The 16491-nt window shown below is 63.0% G+C and carries 14 protein-coding genes; 5 read left to right on the top strand and 9 right to left on the bottom strand.

Annotated elements, in window-relative coordinates:
• Window positions 1-17: 17 nt before the first annotated feature.
• The 4 genes from VJ698_RS19390 to VJ698_RS19375 form a co-directional block, all read right to left on the bottom strand.
• Entirely contained in the window at window positions 18-2138 is a 2121-nt protein-coding gene (locus VJ698_RS19390; protein WP_324104447.1) for a TonB-dependent receptor, read from the bottom strand.
• A 26-nt stretch (window positions 2139-2164) separates the two neighbouring features.
• Window positions 2165-2869, bottom strand: coding sequence for an energy transducer TonB (locus tag VJ698_RS19385; protein ID WP_324104446.1), 705 nt, complete (start codon window positions 2867-2869; stop codon window positions 2165-2167).
• A 448-nt stretch (window positions 2870-3317) separates the two neighbouring features.
• On the bottom strand, window positions 3318-3785 hold the full coding sequence (locus tag VJ698_RS19380; protein WP_324104445.1) for a DUF2946 domain-containing protein: 468 nt from the start codon (window positions 3783-3785) through the stop codon (window positions 3318-3320).
• 129 nt (window positions 3786-3914) lie between these two features.
• Entirely contained in the window at window positions 3915-5573 is a 1659-nt protein-coding gene (locus VJ698_RS19375) for an L-lactate permease (protein WP_324104444.1), read from the bottom strand.
• Between the two features lie 330 nt (window positions 5574-5903).
• Between VJ698_RS19375 and VJ698_RS19370 the strand changes: the two genes are divergently transcribed.
• Window positions 5904-6620: a FadR/GntR family transcriptional regulator gene (locus VJ698_RS19370; protein WP_324104443.1), complete on the top strand. Its 717-nt coding sequence runs from the start codon at window positions 5904-5906 to the stop codon at window positions 6618-6620.
• A 21-nt stretch (window positions 6621-6641) separates the two neighbouring features.
• Here the strand turns inward: VJ698_RS19370 and VJ698_RS19365 are convergent, their stop codons facing one another.
• The 3 genes from VJ698_RS19365 to VJ698_RS19355 all read right to left on the bottom strand — a co-directional run bounded on the left by VJ698_RS19365 (window position 6642) and on the right by VJ698_RS19355 (window position 9614).
• Window positions 6642-7208 carry an NnrU family protein gene (locus tag VJ698_RS19365; protein ID WP_324104442.1) on the bottom strand — a complete coding sequence of 189 codons (567 nt, stop codon included), beginning with the start codon at window positions 7206-7208 and terminating at the stop codon, window positions 6642-6644.
• A gap of 113 nt (window positions 7209-7321) precedes the next feature.
• Window positions 7322-8608: an HD-GYP domain-containing protein gene (locus VJ698_RS19360; RefSeq protein WP_324104441.1), complete on the bottom strand. Its 1287-nt coding sequence runs from the start codon at window positions 8606-8608 to the stop codon at window positions 7322-7324.
• A 97-nt stretch (window positions 8609-8705) separates the two neighbouring features.
• On the bottom strand, window positions 8706-9614 hold the full coding sequence (locus VJ698_RS19355; RefSeq protein WP_324104440.1) for a LysR family transcriptional regulator: 909 nt from the start codon (window positions 9612-9614) through the stop codon (window positions 8706-8708).
• 168 nt (window positions 9615-9782) lie between these two features.
• On the opposite strand from VJ698_RS19355, the gene VJ698_RS19350 reads away from it, so the two are divergent.
• Both VJ698_RS19350 and VJ698_RS19345 read left to right on the top strand, forming a co-directional pair.
• Window positions 9783-10418 (top strand): glutathione S-transferase, encoded by a 636-nt coding sequence (locus tag VJ698_RS19350; RefSeq protein ID WP_324104439.1) that lies wholly within the window; start codon window positions 9783-9785, stop codon window positions 10416-10418.
• Between the two features lie 10 nt (window positions 10419-10428).
• Window positions 10429-11373, top strand: a complete 945-nt coding sequence (locus VJ698_RS19345) for a pyridoxamine 5'-phosphate oxidase family protein (RefSeq protein ID WP_324104438.1) — start codon at window positions 10429-10431, stop codon at window positions 11371-11373.
• A gap of 45 nt (window positions 11374-11418) precedes the next feature.
• Here VJ698_RS19345 and VJ698_RS19340 read toward each other — a convergent pair whose 3' ends face one another.
• The gene (locus VJ698_RS19340) at window positions 11419-11709 is read right to left on the bottom strand and encodes a hypothetical protein (protein WP_324104437.1); all 291 of its coding nucleotides are present in this window, start codon (window positions 11707-11709) and stop codon (window positions 11419-11421) included.
• A gap of 157 nt (window positions 11710-11866) precedes the next feature.
• On the opposite strand from VJ698_RS19340, the gene VJ698_RS19335 reads away from it, so the two are divergent.
• Both VJ698_RS19335 and glgX read left to right on the top strand, forming a co-directional pair.
• On the top strand, window positions 11867-12499 hold the full coding sequence (locus tag VJ698_RS19335) for a 1-acyl-sn-glycerol-3-phosphate acyltransferase (RefSeq protein ID WP_324104436.1): 633 nt from the start codon (window positions 11867-11869) through the stop codon (window positions 12497-12499).
• Window positions 12500-12663: 164 nt separating this feature from the next.
• Window positions 12664-14772 (top strand): glycogen debranching protein GlgX, encoded by a 2109-nt coding sequence (gene glgX, locus VJ698_RS19330; protein WP_324104435.1) that lies wholly within the window; start codon window positions 12664-12666, stop codon window positions 14770-14772.
• Between the two features lie 174 nt (window positions 14773-14946).
• On the opposite strand, the gene VJ698_RS19325 is transcribed toward glgX, so the two are convergent.
• Window positions 14947-16419 (bottom strand): hypothetical protein, encoded by a 1473-nt coding sequence (locus VJ698_RS19325; RefSeq protein WP_324104434.1) that lies wholly within the window; start codon window positions 16417-16419, stop codon window positions 14947-14949.
• Window positions 16420-16491 lie beyond the last annotated feature (72 nt).

Raw genomic sequence — 16491 nt, 5'->3', positions numbered from 1 at the left:
AGTAGACGCAGGGTGCGCTACTGGTAGGTGTAGGCCAGGCCGACCATCACGCTGCGCGGCGCGCCGGGCGTGTACTGGTTCTGCGTGTTCGGCGAATAGGCGCCGACGCCGGAATAGGAACTCGAAGCCGAGTCCGCATAACGCCTGTTGGCCAGGTTGCTCGCCTGCAGCCAGGCTTCCCATCCCTTCGCGAACTGATAGCGGCCGCGCAGGTTGAGCAGCGTGTGGCCCGGATACTTCACCGTGTTGGCGTTGTCCATCCAGTACGCCCCCTGGTGCACCAGTTCCAGCGCGATGCGCCCGCCCGCCACCGGCTTGTAGCCGATCTCCGCAGTCGTGATGTCGCGCGGTGCCTGCGGCATGGTCTTGCCGCTGTAATCCAGCGTGCCGGAGACCTGGTACTTGCGGAAGCGATGTGACGCGATCGTAGTGCCGAAACGCGCATCGACAGCACCGGCCTCATAGCTGAGGCCGAGTTCCAGTCCCTGGCTGCGCGTGCTGCCGGCGTTGCGGTATTCGCTGTTGCCCGGCGCGACGGTGTAATTCACCAGCGTGTCGCGGCCATCGAGGCGGTACAAGGCCGAATCGAGCTTGAGCGCGCCGTTCAGGAAGGCCATGCGCAGGCCGATCTCATAGTTGTCGTAGGTGGACGGCTTCAGGTTGGGAATGCCGGTTTTTCCATACAACTGCAGCACTTCCGGCGGCGTGAAACCTTCGCTGATATTGGTGTAGACGCTGGCGTCCTTGTCGAGCGCGTAGGTCGCGCCGATCTTCGGGCTGAAATGCGAGAAATTGCGCGCTTCGTCCGGCGCGCCGAAATTGGCGCTGCCCGCCGGCGAGAGATTGTTGTGATAGTCGTAGCGGATGGTATCGATGCGCCCGCCCGCCACCACGCGCGTCTTTGTCCATGGCGACAGTTCCCATTGCGCGAAGGCGGCGACGTTGTCGATGTCGGCCTGGAAGTCGCGCACACCCTTGGGATCGGTTGCGCTGGAGAGCGCATAGCCGACATATCTCCCGCTCGCCGGATCGCGCGTGATGTTCAGGTTGTCGCTGACGTAGGGATTGTCGCTCCGGTCGATGTAGACGCCGGCGACGAGACGCGAGGCCAGCCAGTCGAATTCCTGCTGATGCTTCACATCGACGCCGAGCGAATCGACGTGATTGTTGTTGATGCTGCCCTTGCAGGTGTTGCCCGCGCAACTGCCGATCGTGTAGCTCGGGATCTGCCCGTGGTCGTTCCGGCGGCTGAACAGCGTGACCGTGGTCAGGCCGTTCTGCGTCGTCTCTGCCTCCCACGCGAGGTTGGCGCGCGTGGTCTTGTCCTTGCGATAGGTGAAGGTGTTGAGGCTCTTGCCGGGGTTGGCGCGGTAATCGTTCTCGAACAGGCTGCCGGTCATGGCGGCGTCAAGATCCGTGTGCACCAGCGTTGCACGCAGTTGCGAGGACGCGCTCAGCGCATAGTCGCCGCGCAGCGAGAAGGAATCCTTGCTGCCCTTGCTGTACTCCTGCCAGTTGTCGCGCGTGCGCCGCGAGCTGTAATGCGAGAAGCGCAGGCCGAGCGGCCCCCAGGTGTTGCTGGCGGCCGAGTCGTAACGGGTGAAGCCGGCGGTGTTGTCGTGGCGCACGCCGGCACTGGCGGTCGGCGTGCGCGATGGCGCAGCGGTCAGGAAATTGATCGCGCCGCCGACCGCATTGCTGCCATAGAGCGAGGAGGCCGGGCCCTTCACCACTTCCACGCTTTCCGTGCCGGCAAGGTTCATTTCGTTGAGCGAGTTATGGTTGAACACGCCGAGCGGACGGATCGGGATGCCGTCTTCGAGGTACTGGTACACCGCATTGGTGCTGATCGGCTGGCGGATGCCCATGCTGTGCTGCTCGTTGCCAAGGTCGTTCCAGTAGACGCCCGGAATGCGGTTGATGACTTCGCCCATGGCCTTGGGCTTGTCGCGTTGCAGGACTTCTTCTTTGACGACGCCGATGGCCTGCGGCGTCTCGATGAGTTTCGTCGCTGCGCGCGAGCCGCTGACGACGACTTCGTCGAGCACGGGTGCGTCACTCGCCGCAAGGACGGCATGTCCCGGTGCCACGAGTGCGGCCAGCAGGATGATGCGGAATGGTTGGTCGTGGTAATGCATGCAATTGCTCCCTGGTTTGAATTGGTTCAGTTGTCGAGCCGGAACACCAGCGGCACGACAACGCTGCTGGCGACGGGCTCGGTGCCGCGCCGCGCCGGGACGAAGCGCCACTTGCGCACGGCGTTGAGGGCGGCTTCATCGAGGCGGGGATAACCGCTCCCCTGTTTGATCTGCACGTCGTCGGCTTCGCCCTTGGCGGACACCTGCACCAGCAGCAGCACCTTTCCCTCTTCATGCAGCTTGCGCGAGAGCAGCGGAAAGACAGGTGCCGGATTCTGCAGGTAGTCGGCATCGAAGCGCGCTGCCGTCACTGCGGGCGCCGCGGTGGGTGCAGCGGGTGCAGGCGCATGTGCTGCTTCTTCCCTTGCCGGCGCGGGCTGCTGCGCGGGAGCGGCCATGCTTGCGGCCGCTGGTTCGGCAATAGCAGGTGCGGCCTGCGTGGTCGGTACTGCCGCGTGGGTAGGGCGGGCGACAGAGCGGACTTCAGGCTGTACCGGCCGCATGGGCGCCTGCGGGGCGGTGGGCTTCTGCATGGCAGGTTGCGGCGCAGGCAGCGCGACGGTGCGCACCGACATGCAGATTTGCGGCGGTTCGGGAAGCGTCCCGATCCGTGACTGCCATGCCCACGCAGCGAGCGCGAGATGCATGCCGAGCACCAGCATGAATGTGCCCAGGCGCTTGATGCGCGAAGCATGCACGGTATGGTCGAAGACGAGTGTGCCGGAGGTCATGGATACCTCATGAAGTTCAGACGTGAAAGTTGGTGCGTGTGCCCGCCAGGGCAGCGTCAATCGCGCGCGTGATGACGCGGCGTGTCGCACCCAAGCGCCCATGCAGCGCAGCGCCATGATGTCAGGGCGCAGCGATGGAAGGGCGACCGGTGCTGCATGCAGCGAGCACGCGCGACGGACGATGCCGATCAGCCCGACCGTGCGGCGTGCGAAAGCGCCCCGGCCAGGACTGGTGCAGGCAGATGCAACGCGATAGCCAGCGTTCGCGCGGCTAGTGGTCCGTCACGTCTCGATTTGGGTTTGATGCCGAGGCAATCGGCGGCGAGTACAAGGCGCCTACCGGAGCGATAGAGTTGTTATCGCGAGGATGGGCAACGCAGCAATCGCCGTTGAGTGTCCGGCAGATATCCCAAATCGGGGTGGGGCGGGCCACTAGGGGCGGCGGAGATCAGGCGATGAAAGGCGGTGCGCGGGATTGCGCGGCGGCCCAGATGAACAGCGGGCGCGGAGATTGGTAAAAGAGGAAAGGACGTTCCTGCGTCGCAGTGACGATCGGCAGGGAAATGGCTGCGACGGGCGGCAGGCCGACCGAGCCGCCATGCGTGAAGCAGAACGGGCAGTGCTCGAAGTGCAGGCTTTTCTGCACGGGTCCGGAGTGATCGGCGTGCTTGCTGGTGTGCCTGTCTGCTTGCATATCAGCCTGCATGTCGGCATGCATATTGCCATGCATGTGGGCATGCTTGTCACCATGCATGCCTGTATGCCTGGTCATGCCGGCCTGCGTGCAGATGTCGCTCCAGATCGAATTGGTGCCCTTTGCTGCGGAGATGGCATGGGAGATCGACGGCGCAAGCGCGGCCAGAAGGACCGCAAAGCATGCGGTCCAGGCAGCGATCCTGCGCGTCAAAAGATTCATTCCCATTGGATCATATTAGCATTCGGCCTTGGCCAAGGGCAATATGATGGCCAAGGCCGCGCTTGCTGCACAATGAGACAGATCAAGTTTAACGGCTTCGGCCTCGCGTCGATCGCTGTCGCCTGCTGCTTACCTGACCATGGCCGAGAACGGCCAGACATACGCCTGCAAGGTCACGAACACGCCAACCAGTGCAGCCAGCGCGATCGAGTGGAAGAACACATAGCGCAGGATGTCGCCTTCATGGTTGAACCAGCGGGTGGCGGTCGATGCCACGACGATGGATTGCGCATCGATCATCTTGCCCATCACGCCACCCGAGCTGTTGGCCGCGCCCATCAGGTTGGGCGATAGGCCGAGCTGCTCGGCCGCCACGCGCTGCATGCCGCCGAACAGTACGTTCGACGCGGTGTCGGAACCAGTCATGCTCACGCCCAGCCATCCCATCAGCGTGCCGAAGAAGGGATACAGCACACCGCTGTTGGCGAACGCCAGGCCGAGCGTGGTGTCGGTGCCGGAGAAGCGCGTCAGCGTGCCCAGCGCCAGCATCAGCACGATGGTGATCAGCGAATAGCGCACCAGCCAGAACGTGCGGGCGAAAGTGCGCGCGATTTCCACCGGCCTGTATTTCATGACCAGCGCGCCGACGATGGCCGCCAGCAGGATGCCGGTACCGGTCGCCGAAAGCAGGTTGAGCACATACACCGCGGCTTCCGGATGCGCTTTCGTCACCACCGGTGGCATCTTCATGACGAGGTTGTGCAGGCCCTCCATCGGAAACTTGGCGACGAAGAGTTTGTCGAGGAAAGTCTTCACCGGCGGCAGGCCCCACACGAACACGAAGCCGGTGAGGATGGCCCACGGCGTCCAGGCGCGCACCAGCTCGGCGCGCGAGTAATGCTCGACCGGCGCCGGCTCCGGCACGCGGCCGCCGTCGTGCTCATGGCCTTTCAGGTTGGGCGAGAGCCAGATCTTTTTCGGCTGCCACACGCGCAGGAACAGGATCAGCGAGACCATCGATACGATGGCCGCGATGATGTCCACCAGCTCCGGGCCGATGAAGTTGGACACCAGGTATTGCGGAATCGCGAACGACAGGCCGGTGACCAGCAGTGCCGGCCAGATCTCCATCATCGCCTTGCGGCCGGCAAACGCCCAGATCAGCCAGAACGGCACCAGCAGCGAGAAGAACGGCAGCTGGCGGCCGATCATCGCGGTGACGTCCATCAGGTCGTAGCCGTGCACCTTGGCCAGCGTGATGACCGGCGTGCCGAGCGCGCCGAAGGCCACCGGCGCGGTGTTGGCGATCAGGCTCAGGCCCGACGCGGCCAGCGGCGAGAAGCCCAGGCCGATCAGGATGCCGGCGGTCACCGCGACTGGCGTGCCGAAGCCGGCGGCGCCCTCGAAGAACGCGCCGAAGCAGAACGCGATCAGCAGCAATTGCAGGCGGCGGTCATCGGTGATGCCTGACAGCGACGATTGCAGGATCTTGAAGCTGCCGTTCTGTTCCGACAACTGCTGCAGGAAGATAATGTTGAGCACGATCCAGCCGATCGGCAACAGGCCGGTGAAGCCGCCGAGCAGGGCCGCCTTGCCGGCCATCGCGGCCGGCATGCCGTACGCGAACACGGCAACGACGAACGCCGCCAGCAGGCCGAGGCCGGCTGCGAGATGCGCCTTGATGTGCAGAAAACCCAGCGATACCAGCATCACTACTACCGGTACCGCCGCCAGCAGGGTCGAGATGACCATATTCCCGAACGGGTCGTAAACCTGTTGCCAAACCATGAAGCTCTCCTCCAGCAAATCAATCAATGAATTAATGAATCGGTGCGTAGTCCGTACGTAGTCCATACGTAATCGGCATGTGCGTCGCCCGTGCCACGGGTACGCGGATGCGCTGCGTCACCGGTAAGGTGGTGACGGCAGGTCAGCCGGGAGGCAGGGCGCAGCAGGGATGGTGGTGTTGCGTGAATCGTCTCCTGAGAGCCACGACCTGGGGCGTTGATCGAGGCGTGTCTTTGCGTATTTCTTGTTGTGCCCGCATAATCCCAGCAGATGCCCGAGCCATGCAAATTGGTCGGACCAGTCGAAAAATGACAATCGCAGGAGACAGTGATGGGCGGCAGGCAGGCGAGCGGACGGGTGGAAGAAGTGATGCGCCGGCTGGAGACGGCGATGCTCGACGGAAGCTTTCCGGCCAACGCGCGGCTGCCTTCGGAGCGGGACATGGCGGAGCACTACGGCGTCTCGCGCAACACCGTGCGCGAGGCCGTCCAGCGGCTGGCGGCACGCGGGCTGGTGCGTAGCCGCCGGGGCGCGGGCGTCTTCGTGTCGGACCAGCTGCGCACCGGCATTGCGTCACCCTGGGCACAACTCATGACCGACCATCCCGCCGTGCGCGAAGACATGCTCGAATTCCGCCGGGTGCTGGAGGGAGCGACCGCTTACTTCGCTGCCCTGCGCGGCAGCGCCGAGGACATCGAGTGCATCAGCGGCCTGATGCAGGCGCTGGAACAGGCGCGAAACACGGACGACAAGGAAACCGAATCCAGCATCGACGCCAGGCTGCACGACGCGATTGCGCTGGCCTCGCACAACAGCATGTTCCTGCATCTGCACAGCAGCATCATGAGCATGCTGCGTGAACACATCACGCTCAATGTCGCCGGCCTGCGCGAGCTGGAAGTGTCGGTTCCGGAGCAGCTATTGCTGCAGCATCGCAGCATATGCGACGCCATCTGCACGCGCCGTCCCGAGGAGGCGCGCACGGCGATGCAGTCCCATATCGACTATGTGCGTAGCCGCCTGGGGCCGGCATCAGAAAAGGCGTAAACTGGCCCTACCAGTAGGGGCTCACCTTCCCCACGGCACCGCCAGTACGCCGAACAGCTGGCGATGGAAGCTCATCACGAGCAGCGCCAGCACCACGCCGCCGACCACGGCCATCACATCCTGACGCAGCACCGGCGTGAAGGTCTTGGTCGCATGGCGCGCAACGGCTGAAATCAGGTCCACGACCGCGTACGCAAGGAAGGCGCCGAACAGCACGGTCGCGCGCAGCTCGCCGTTCGCCAGCAGGTGCACGGCCGACCAGATGCCGAGTCCGATCAGTTGCGGATGCCGGACAGCGCGCCGGATATAGGTGCGCATGTTGGCCGCGGCGAACAGCACGAAGCTGACCGTCACTGCCAGGGGCGCGATCCTCACCGCGCCGGGGAAAGGATCGAACAGCTTCGGCTCGCTCGGCGCGTGGCCATAGCCCACCACGATCAGCACCAGGCCGATCAACGACACGAGCGAGAACAGCGCCTTGTATTTTTTCTCGCCGAGCGACCGGAACAGCGCATTGCGCAAGCCTGGCACGGCGGGAACGAGGTGAATGCCGAGAAACACGACGAGTCCTGCAATGAGGATTTCCATGCGGCGCTCCTGAGTCCTGAGGATGGGTGGTCGTCCATTACACCACATCAGCGCAGCGCTGCAAGCGCGCGGCGCAAGGCCTGTGCAGGAGCGCCCGGAGGCCTTGCCTGGCGTCAGCCTCGCGCCTTCGGACGCGAATTCGGCAGGTCGAAGTAATAGCTCATGCGCTTGCGCGGATTCAGGTAGGCGTGCGCCTCGCGCGAGAGCTGCATGGGCTTGAGGCATTCGGCGATGTTGATGTCCGGCTCATGCTCCAGGTCGAGGATGATGGCCTCGCTGCTCGGCACGCCCGGATCGTAGATCAGCACGCTCGGACGCAGCGGCTTGGCCGAATTGACCGCTACCACCAGGCCCGGCGTGCCGTCCGACAGGCGCACCACGGTGCCCGGCGGATACACGCCGAGGCAGCGGATGAAAATGCCGAGCGGTTCGCTGTCGAGCTGGTTGCGCTGCCGCGCGAACATGTGCGCCAGCGCCGCGTACGGCGAGACCGAATCGGCGATGTTCGGGCGGTTGCACAGGTTGTCGTAGGTATTGACCACAGCCACGATGCGCGCCAGCGGCGAGATCCGGTCGCCCTTCAGGCGGGCCGGATAGCCGCTGCCGTCCATGTATTCATGGTGCTCCATGATGATGTCGATCGCCGGCTTCGACAGGCCCAGCTTTTTCGCGATCGGCTCGCCATAGGCGCAATGCATTTCCACCAGGTTCTGCTCGGCGCGCGTGAGCGGCGTCGTCTTGTGCAGCACGCGGGCCGGAATGTCGAGCTTGCCGATGTCGTGAAACAGGCTGCCGAAACCGAGCTCCTTCACCTGCTCCTTCGGCAGCTTGAGCTGCTTGGCCAGCATCATTGCCAGCACCGAAACATTGAGCGAGTGAAAGTACATTTCCTCGCCGCCGATCTTGTCCTTCATCAGGTGGATCGCGATGTCGCGGTCGGTCAGCACCGAGTCGACCAGGTGATCGACCAGTTCATTGGCGCGCTGGTAGGCTTCCTGCGGGCGCGCGAAGAGGTTGTTGTTGATCTGCTTTAGCGTGTTCGCCGTGCGCACGAATTGCGACTCGCATTCCACCACGGCGGCACGCAACTGATTGATGCGTTCGACGCGCTCCCGCTTGGCCTTGGCCATCGGGCTTTCCACCAGCCCGGCGGTCGCATCTGTGTCTGGTGTGGCGCTTTCACCGGGCGCCAGCGGCTCGGGCACGGTATCGCTGCGCATCGGATCGATACGGATCCGCTTCAGGCCGAGGGCACGGATCTTTGCCAGCTGTTCTTCGTTCTTGATCTTGAAACTGTTGCGGGGGAAGTCGTGCTGCAGCCAGCTCAGGTCGAGAATGACGAACATTCCGACGCGAAGCTGCCCGATGACGATTTGATAAGGCTTTGCGGTGACGTTCATGAGCGACGCCCGGGGACAAGCGAACATTTTAGCACCCGGGCTTGGTCAATAGGCAACTTGTCGCGTAGGGGTTTTGGCGACGCCGCGCGCGATCCGGTCAGCCCTGAAGCTTCGTGAAATTCTGCGCCCGCAGCAGCGGCGCGGCAAAGTCGATGAAGGCGCGCACGCGGGCCGACACCAGTTTCGCATGTGGATACAACATCGTGATCGGCAAGGCTTCCGCCTCAAACTTGCGCAGGATGGGCCGCAACTCGCCAGCCCTGACCGGCGCCTGCACCATGTAGGAAAGGAAGGCGCCGATGCCCATGCCATCGCGGCAGGCATTGAGCGCAGCGTCCACCGAGTTGGTGGTGATGCGCGGCGCGATGCGCACGTTCAGGTCGCGCCCATCCTCACGGAATTTCCACTCGCTCAGCACGCTGCGCCCCGTGAAGCGGATCGCCGCATGCTGCTCCAGCTGTGACGGATGCCGGGGCGTGCCGTGTTCCTTGAGATAGCCGGGGCTGGCGCAGATCACGCGCTGCAGCGCGCCGACCGGCACCGCATGCAGGGTCGAGTCCGCCAGATGGCCGATGCGCACTGCGACATCCACGCCTTCCTCGATCAGGTCGATGCTGCGGTCGAGCAGCAGCAATTCGGTGTTCAATTCCGGATGCATGCGCAGGAAGCGCATCACCAGCGGCGCGACGTGCAGGCGACCGAACAGCGACGGCGCCGTCACCACCAGCTTGCCGGTCGGCTTCGCCTTGGATTCGAACAATGCCTCTTCCGCCTCCTCCAGCTGCCCGAGCGCCGTCTTGCAGATGGTGAGGTAGCGGTGTCCTTCATCGGTCAGGCGGATGCGGCGCGTGGTGCGGTTGAACAGGCGCACGCCGAGGGTGCTTTCGAGCTCCGCCAGCTTGCGCACGACGGTAGGAAGGGACGTGTCGAGCGCAGCGGCGGCTGCCGTGAGGCTGCCGCGTTCGGCGATCTCGACGAAGGTCTGAATGCTCCTGAGCTTGTCCATGGGACATTTCTGCACGCTCTGATTACTCCATATTATGAAGTAATTTGCTTCGTTTATTGCCATTTATTCAGCAATGCGTCTGACGCAGAATGTGTGCTGCGTCATATGTTTCCCGTATTGCGCCGCCGGCCCGGCGGCATCCCATTCCCAGCCAGAAGGAGAACCGCCATGCAAGCCTCGTCCCCGATCAAGCTTTACCGCAGCGTCGTGTCCGGCCACGCGCACCGCGCCGAACTGTTCCTGTCCCTGTTGGGCCTGTCTTACACGCCGATTGACGTCGATCTGCGCGCCGGCCAGCAGAAGAGCCCCGAATTCCTCCAGCTCAATCCTTTCGGGCAGGTGCCGGTGATCGATGACAACGGCACCGTCGTTGCGGATTCGAATGCCATCCTGGTCTACCTCGCATTGCGCTATGGCGACGAACACTGGCTGCCGCGCGATCCGGTCAATGCCTCGAAGGTGCAGCGCTGGCTCTCGGTGGCTGCGGGCGAAATTGCTTTCGGCCCCGCCTTGGCTCGGGTCGGCAAGCGCTTCGGCAGGCCAGTCGACATGGAAGCCGCGCAGCAGCGCGCGCAGCGCCTGTTCGGCATCCTGGAGCAGGAACTGCAGTCGCGCAGTTTCCTGCTGGGCGACACGCCCACCATTGCGGATATTGCCTGCTACAGCTACGTCGCCCGCGCACCGGAAGGCGATATTCCGCTCGATCCCTATCCGGCGATACGAACCTGGCTGGCGCGCATCGAAGCCTTGCCGCGCTTCGTGCCGATGATCGAACTGCCGCCTTACAACGCGAAGGCGGCATAAGAGGATCGGCATGGACACTCACCGTTCGATGCCACGCGCCGGCGCCTTCCATGCCGGCGAGATCGCTGCGCAGGAGCGCGCTGGCGTGCGCATGCAGATGGAAAGAATCGGCGCGATTGCGCTGCGGGATTACATGCCGCAGCAGCATCGTGATTTCTTCCCCTTGCTGCCGATGCTCTTTGTCGGAGCGCGTGATGATGAAGACGATGTCTGGGCATCCACCCTGTGGGGCGAGCCAGGTTTTGTGCAGTCGCCCGATCCGGTCAGCCTGCGCATCGGCGCGCGCCTGCAGCGGGACGATCCGATTGCCTCCGTCATCCGCCCCGGCCATGCGCTCGGCTGCCTCGGCCTGCAGTTCGAGACGCGCCGGCGCAACCGCGTCAACGGCGTAGTGGGCAGCGCCGATGCGGAAGGCTTCACGCTGGACGTGTGGCAGAGCTTCGGCAATTGCGCGAAGTACATCCAGACGCGCGAACGGATTGATCCGCCCGCGCAGCGCAATCCGGTCGTGACGATGGGCGATGGCAAGTTATTGCCCGATGCGGCAAGGACCCTGATCCGTCAGTGCGATACCTTCTTCATTGCGAGTGCCGCAGGCGATACGGTCGATGTCTCGCATCGCGGAGGAAGGCCCGGTTTCGTGCAGGCCGATGCGGATGGCGTGCTGATGTGGCCGGACTTCCAGGGCAACAACTTCTTCAACACGATTGGCAACCTGCTCGTCGATGCGCGCGCCGGCCTGCTGTTCATCGATTTCGAACAGGGGCACCTGCTGCATTTGAGCGGCCATGCCGAGGTCGTGTGGGAAGGGCCGCGGGTCGAGGGCTTCGCTGGTGCAAAGCGCATGCTGCGCTTCATCACCGAACGTCATGTATTCAGGCAGGGCGTGCTGCCGCTGCGCTGGGCCTTGCGCGAACCGTCGCCGCACCTGGAGGCAACCGGCCGCTTTGCATAGATTAGAAACGTGCGCGGAATCATTTCCCGATTCCGCGCACATTCCTTATTGCGGAATCCGCACCGTTCCCTGGATGGTGAGGCCGGGCTCAACCATGACGGGCGGCCCCGGCGCGTAGATCACTGCCGGTTCGCCAGGATCCTTGCACTTGCGCTTTTCCTCGAACTCGCCGTTCTTCTTGAACTTGCGCTCCACCTTGCAGTTTCCGTCCCAATATTTTTCCTTGTGCTTGTGGCCATTGCCGCCTTCATCTTTCCACGAGTCCGCCAGCGCCACGAGCGGCAAGGTAAACAACATCACGGTCGGTAATAGCAATCTGCAAACGTTCTTCATCATTCTTCCCTGGGAGTTTGCAACAGTTTACTGACTGCATTCCCGCCCTCGCAGCCCTATTACCGATTGAAACAGATTCAGATTCGCGCTTGCGAACGATCACAGGAGAAACATTTCCGTACGTAAACAGGCATAATATTTCGGCTGCTGCGAGAACACCATGGCCGATCATTATCAGACTGTCCGCTCCGTTTCTACTTCCTTGCAACGCTTCGCCGTCCGGGTGCTCGCCCTGTTCGGCTGGCGCGTGAACTTCGCACCCCTGCCCGGTCCGCGCGGCGTGGTCATCGTCTATCCGCATACCTCCAACTGGGACTTCGTCATCGGCCTGTTTGCGAAATGGGTGGTCGGCGTTCCGTTTCGCTGGCTCGGCAAGGAAGCCCTGTTCCGCGGTGTGTGCGGCATGATCCTCGGGCCGTTCTTCCGTGCCTGCGGCGGCGTGCCGGTCGAACGCGGCGCATCCACCGGCGCCATCGAGCGTCTCGCGCAAAGCATCAAGGACGCCGACCGCTACTGGCTCGCGCTCGCGCCGGAAGGCACGCGCAAGTATCGCGATACCTGGCGCAGCGGCTTCTATCACATCACGCTCAGCGCCGGCGTGCCGCTCGGCATCGCTTGCATCGACTACCAGCGCAAGGAAGTGCGCCTGGTCGATTACCTCTCGCTCTCCGGCGACCTGGACGAGGACCTTGCGCGTATCCGTGATGTGTACAGCAGCACGCGCGGCCTGCGGCCTGAACTTGCCTCGCCCATCCGGTTCGCCGATCCCGCGCAGCGCAAGGAACGCATGTAATCCACGCGGGAAACGCGGGAAACGCGGGATACATTCCGCAGCGACAGCCGGCATTTGATCCGGCCCGCCCTCCTTGCATTTCCCGGGAACGATATGCCCGCCTGCAAGCTCGAACCTCTTGCATAAGCAGCAAGCAGGATCAACGCACGCGGGAGACCCAATGCATGTTCTTTGAAATTCCGGACCGGCTGACGCCCGGCCAGCCCTATCCGCTCGGTGCGAGCTACGATGGCTCGGGCGTCAACTTCGCCGTATTCTCCGCGAACGCGGAAAGGGTCGAACTGTGCATGTTCGACCCGGCCGGCCGCAAGGAGCTCGCCCGCCTGTCCCTTCCCGATTGCACCGACGAAGTCTGGCACGGCTACCTGCCCGAAGCCGGCCCCGGCCTGCTGTACGGCTATCGCGCCTACGGGCCTTACGAGCCCCAGCGCGGCTTTCGCTTCAACCACCACAAGCTGCTGCTCGACCCGTATGCGCGCCAGCTCTCAGGGCCCTTGCGCTGGACCGATGCGCTGTTCGGCTACCGCATCGGCTCCTCGCGCGGCGACCTCAGCTTCGACCGGCGCGACAGCGCGCAGGCGATGCCGAAAGCCGTCGTGGTGGAAGACCTGTTCAACTGGGGCGACGATCGCCGCCCGCACGTGCCATGGTCGAAGACCGTGATCTACGAAGCGCATGTGCGCGGCATCTCGATGTTGCGTAGCGACCTGCGTGCCGACCTGCGCGGCACCTTCACCGCGCTCGCCAATCCGCGCTTCATCGAGCACCTGCACAAGCTCGGCATCACCACCGTCGAACTGATGCCGGTGCAGGCCTTCCTGCAGGACCACTTTCTACTGCAGCGCGGATTGCGCAATTACTGGGGCTACAGCCCGCTTTCCTTCTTCGCGCCCGAGCCGGGCTACCTGTCGGGCGGCGGACTGAACGATATGCGCCTCGCGGTGCGCCGCCTGCATGCCGCCGGCATCGAAGTGATCCTCGACGTGGTCTACAACCATACCGGCAGCGGCAGCGAACTCGGCCCGACCATCTGCTTTCGCGGCCTCGACAATGCCAGCTATTTCCGCCTCGTGCCGGGCAACGAGCGCTACTACATCGATGAAACCGGTTGCGGCAACACGCTCAACATCTCGCATCCGCGCGTGCTGCAGCTGGTGCTCGATTCCCTGCGCTACTGGGCGGACTCCTTCCATATCGATGGCTTCCGCTTCGACCTCGGCGCCACGCTCGGCCGTGAAGGAACCGGCTTCGACCCGGGCGCCGGCTTCTTCGACGCGATCCTGCAAGATCCCGTGCTGTCGCGCCTGAAGCTGATCTCCGAGCCCTGGGACGTCGGCCTCGGCGGCTACCAGCTCGGCAATCATCCGCCGCGCTTCGCCGAGTGGAACGACAAATACCGCGACTGCGTGCGGCAGTTCTGGCGCGGCGATTCCGGCCAGCGGCCCGAACTCGCCAGGCGCCTGAGCGGCTCCGCCGACATGTTCGACCGCCGCCATCGCAAACCCTGGGCCTCCGTCAATTTCGTCACATCGCACGACGGCTTCACCTTGCAGGACCTGGTGAGTTACGCGCAGAAGCATAACGAGGCCAACGGCGAAGACAACAATGACGGCCACAACGAGAATTACAGCGCCAACTGGGGCGCCGAAGGCCCGACCGACGATCCCGCCGTCCGCACATTGCGCGACCGGGTCAAGCGCGCCATGCTCGCCACCTTGCTGCTCGCGCAAGGCACACCGATGCTGCTCGCCGGCGACGAATTCGGACGCACGCAGCACGGCAACAACAACGCCTATTGCCAGGACAACGACATCTCATGGGTCGACTGGACGGCAGCGCGCACGCCCGAGGGACAAGCACTGATCAGCTACGTCGGCCGCCTCGCGGCATTGCGCCACACGTTCACCGCGCTTCAGTCGAACGCATTCCTGCACGGCCAGGAAATTGCGCCCGGCGTGAAGGACATTGCATGGTTCGACGAACAGGGCCAGGCCTTGTCGGAAGAAGCCTGGCCAAACCCCGAAGCCCGCGCGCTCGCAGTGCAACGGGCGAGCGTGTCTGCGAAGGGCGAGCTGGAGCTGGTGCTGATGTGCATCAATGGCGGGCCCGAGGCAATACGCTTCAGTCTTCCGTCGTCGCAAGCGACGTGGCATTTGCTGCTGGATAGCGCGGAGCCGCAGGCAGAGGTGCGGGTGGTCGGGGAGCCTGCGATAGAGGTGCAGGGGCGCAGTGTGGTGGTATTGGCGAATCGAGAGGCAAAGGGAGTGAGTTGATGCGTGGTGGTTGGCTTTTCGCGGGGGCGACATCCTTCCAGATGCTACGTCAACTGAACTGCATTCCAGCCCAGCCGGCACCTTTCCGGCAGATTGCTTTCGCACGTTATCCTGTGCTCCTGTGCGGCGACGCAAACCACTACGTCGCGGCGTGACTGAACGTTTGCGCCGCAGTCAGGCAGATAACGTCTTTTCGATGCGCTGCCAGTGCTGGGGAGTCTTGTACAGCGCGACGTCGGCATCGCCAATGGCGGCGGCAACGACGCTGCTCCGGCTTTCCGGCGTATAAGAAAGCGTGGTCCGTTCGCCATTCCGGATACGCGTCAGCGTTTCATCGCGATCAACGACAAGAAACTTCTTACCCCTGTTGTCTTCCAGTGCGCTGAATGCGGTGAGTTCCTCGACGCCAAGGTAGATGCCGGGAATCTTCACAAGATTTGCATACGCCCTGTTCGGTACAGAATACCGGCCGAAGGTCAGGTCCTGCGTCATGGCGCGGGTCTGCGGCGTTTGCAGCAACATGGCGGTCACCTGGTTGGCGTTGTAGCTCATTTGTAGTGGCGTATCGGGGTGTCCGCCGATGAAGTCTGCGATGTTTGTCCGCATCCTGTCCGCGTCCGCTTCGGAAGTGGCGCCCAGCGCATACAGCATGCAATCCCCGTCTCCCCGATTGCTAACAAGAGAAAAGGGCAGGTTACTCGTCAGGATGCGCGACTGCTTCGAGGCCGATCCAGGCACGAGGTGCGACCGGTAGACGAGGTCCAGGGCGGGCGATGCCTTGATCGGCGAAATCTCCTTGTTTGCGGCCGTGGGTCTGTCGAGGCCCAGGCTCCTGTCAAGTTCGCTTGACAGCGCCGCGTAGTCCAATTCCCTGGCGACGCTGTCCATGGATGCCGTGAACTGTGCAAAAAGTTCAGGGTTCAGCGCTTCGTGGCTGCGTCCACTGGCTACCGCCACGTTACCCCTCCAACTCTTGAACGCCTCAACCGCGTCGCGCGCAAACGCCTGGCTCTCCCATAATTTTTCTTTCCATGTCTCAAATTGCTCATCGCTGAACTTGCCCAAAAGACGGGAAAGGCCTTCGCCCGCAGTTGTTATTGAAACTGCCTGTTCGTCTATCGTTGCTATCGGTTGCGTGAGGTTTTCCAGGCGAGAAAAAATTTTATTCTTTATCTCGAAGTTATTTTCGCTTTTCGCCAGCTCGCCCTGTGTTCTTTCAACAAGCTTTAGAAACATCGCGATATTACGTTGTACGCCCACATTGGCCGACGTCGCATCCCGCCATGCCTTTGTCGTTTCCGGATCCAGTGTCTGGCCGCGCATTATCGCAAGACGGACGTCCGTGGAAAGCCTGATCAGCGCCTCAATTTGTTCGTTGGAAGCATTCAATCCTCGGGAAATGGTGTCGATATACACCTGCACCCGTGTAGGGTCATACGGCGGGTTGTGCACTTTCTCCCCTTGGCATGCGGCCGCCTGGATGCCTATGGTCGCCGCACGATCTTTGACCGGTGGCGCAGTGCGTCCGAAATTCTTGAAGAAGTGGAAGCGTTCGCGCCCCCGATTGCTGAATGACCCTGATAGCTGACGGCCATGCGATTCGGCATGAGGCAGTGTTGTTTGTCGCGGCTCCGGATCATTGTCCAAATCTCTTCCTTCCTCCTTGCGAAGGGAAAAGCAAGATTTGAAAGATGGAAAGGAAAAAAGGTTTGGCATTTC

The organism is Noviherbaspirillum sp., assembly GCF_035254685.1.
In the GTDB taxonomy this organism is placed as follows: domain Bacteria; phylum Pseudomonadota; class Gammaproteobacteria; order Burkholderiales; family Burkholderiaceae_D; genus Noviherbaspirillum.
Note: the sequence above shows the minus strand (reverse complement) of the source record. Positions and strands in the feature narration are given on the sequence as shown.

Coding starts and splice junctions, on each gene's coding strand:
- glgX (WP_324104435.1), top strand. CDS start 12,664: ATGTTCTTTGAAATTCCGGACCGGCTGACGCCCGGCCAGCCCTATCCG.
- VJ698_RS19365 (WP_324104442.1), bottom strand. CDS start 7,208: ATGGAAATCCTCATTGCAGGACTCGTCGTGTTTCTCGGCATTCACCTC.
- VJ698_RS19345 (WP_324104438.1), top strand. CDS start 10,429: ATGGACACTCACCGTTCGATGCCACGCGCCGGCGCCTTCCATGCCGGC.
- VJ698_RS19370 (WP_324104443.1), top strand. CDS start 5,904: ATGGGCGGCAGGCAGGCGAGCGGACGGGTGGAAGAAGTGATGCGCCGG.
- VJ698_RS19375 (WP_324104444.1), bottom strand. CDS start 5,573: ATGGTTTGGCAACAGGTTTACGACCCGTTCGGGAATATGGTCATCTCG.
- VJ698_RS19360 (WP_324104441.1), bottom strand. CDS start 8,608: ATGAACGTCACCGCAAAGCCTTATCAAATCGTCATCGGGCAGCTTCGC.
- VJ698_RS19350 (WP_324104439.1), top strand. CDS start 9,783: ATGCAAGCCTCGTCCCCGATCAAGCTTTACCGCAGCGTCGTGTCCGGC.
- VJ698_RS19335 (WP_324104436.1), top strand. CDS start 11,867: ATGGCCGATCATTATCAGACTGTCCGCTCCGTTTCTACTTCCTTGCAA.
- VJ698_RS19385 (WP_324104446.1), bottom strand. CDS start 2,869: ATGACCTCCGGCACACTCGTCTTCGACCATACCGTGCATGCTTCGCGC.
- VJ698_RS19390 (WP_324104447.1), bottom strand. CDS start 2,138: ATGCATTACCACGACCAACCATTCCGCATCATCCTGCTGGCCGCACTC.
- VJ698_RS19355 (WP_324104440.1), bottom strand. CDS start 9,614: ATGGACAAGCTCAGGAGCATTCAGACCTTCGTCGAGATCGCCGAACGC.
- VJ698_RS19340 (WP_324104437.1), bottom strand. CDS start 11,709: ATGATGAAGAACGTTTGCAGATTGCTATTACCGACCGTGATGTTGTTT.
- VJ698_RS19380 (WP_324104445.1), bottom strand. CDS start 3,785: ATGAATCTTTTGACGCGCAGGATCGCTGCCTGGACCGCATGCTTTGCG.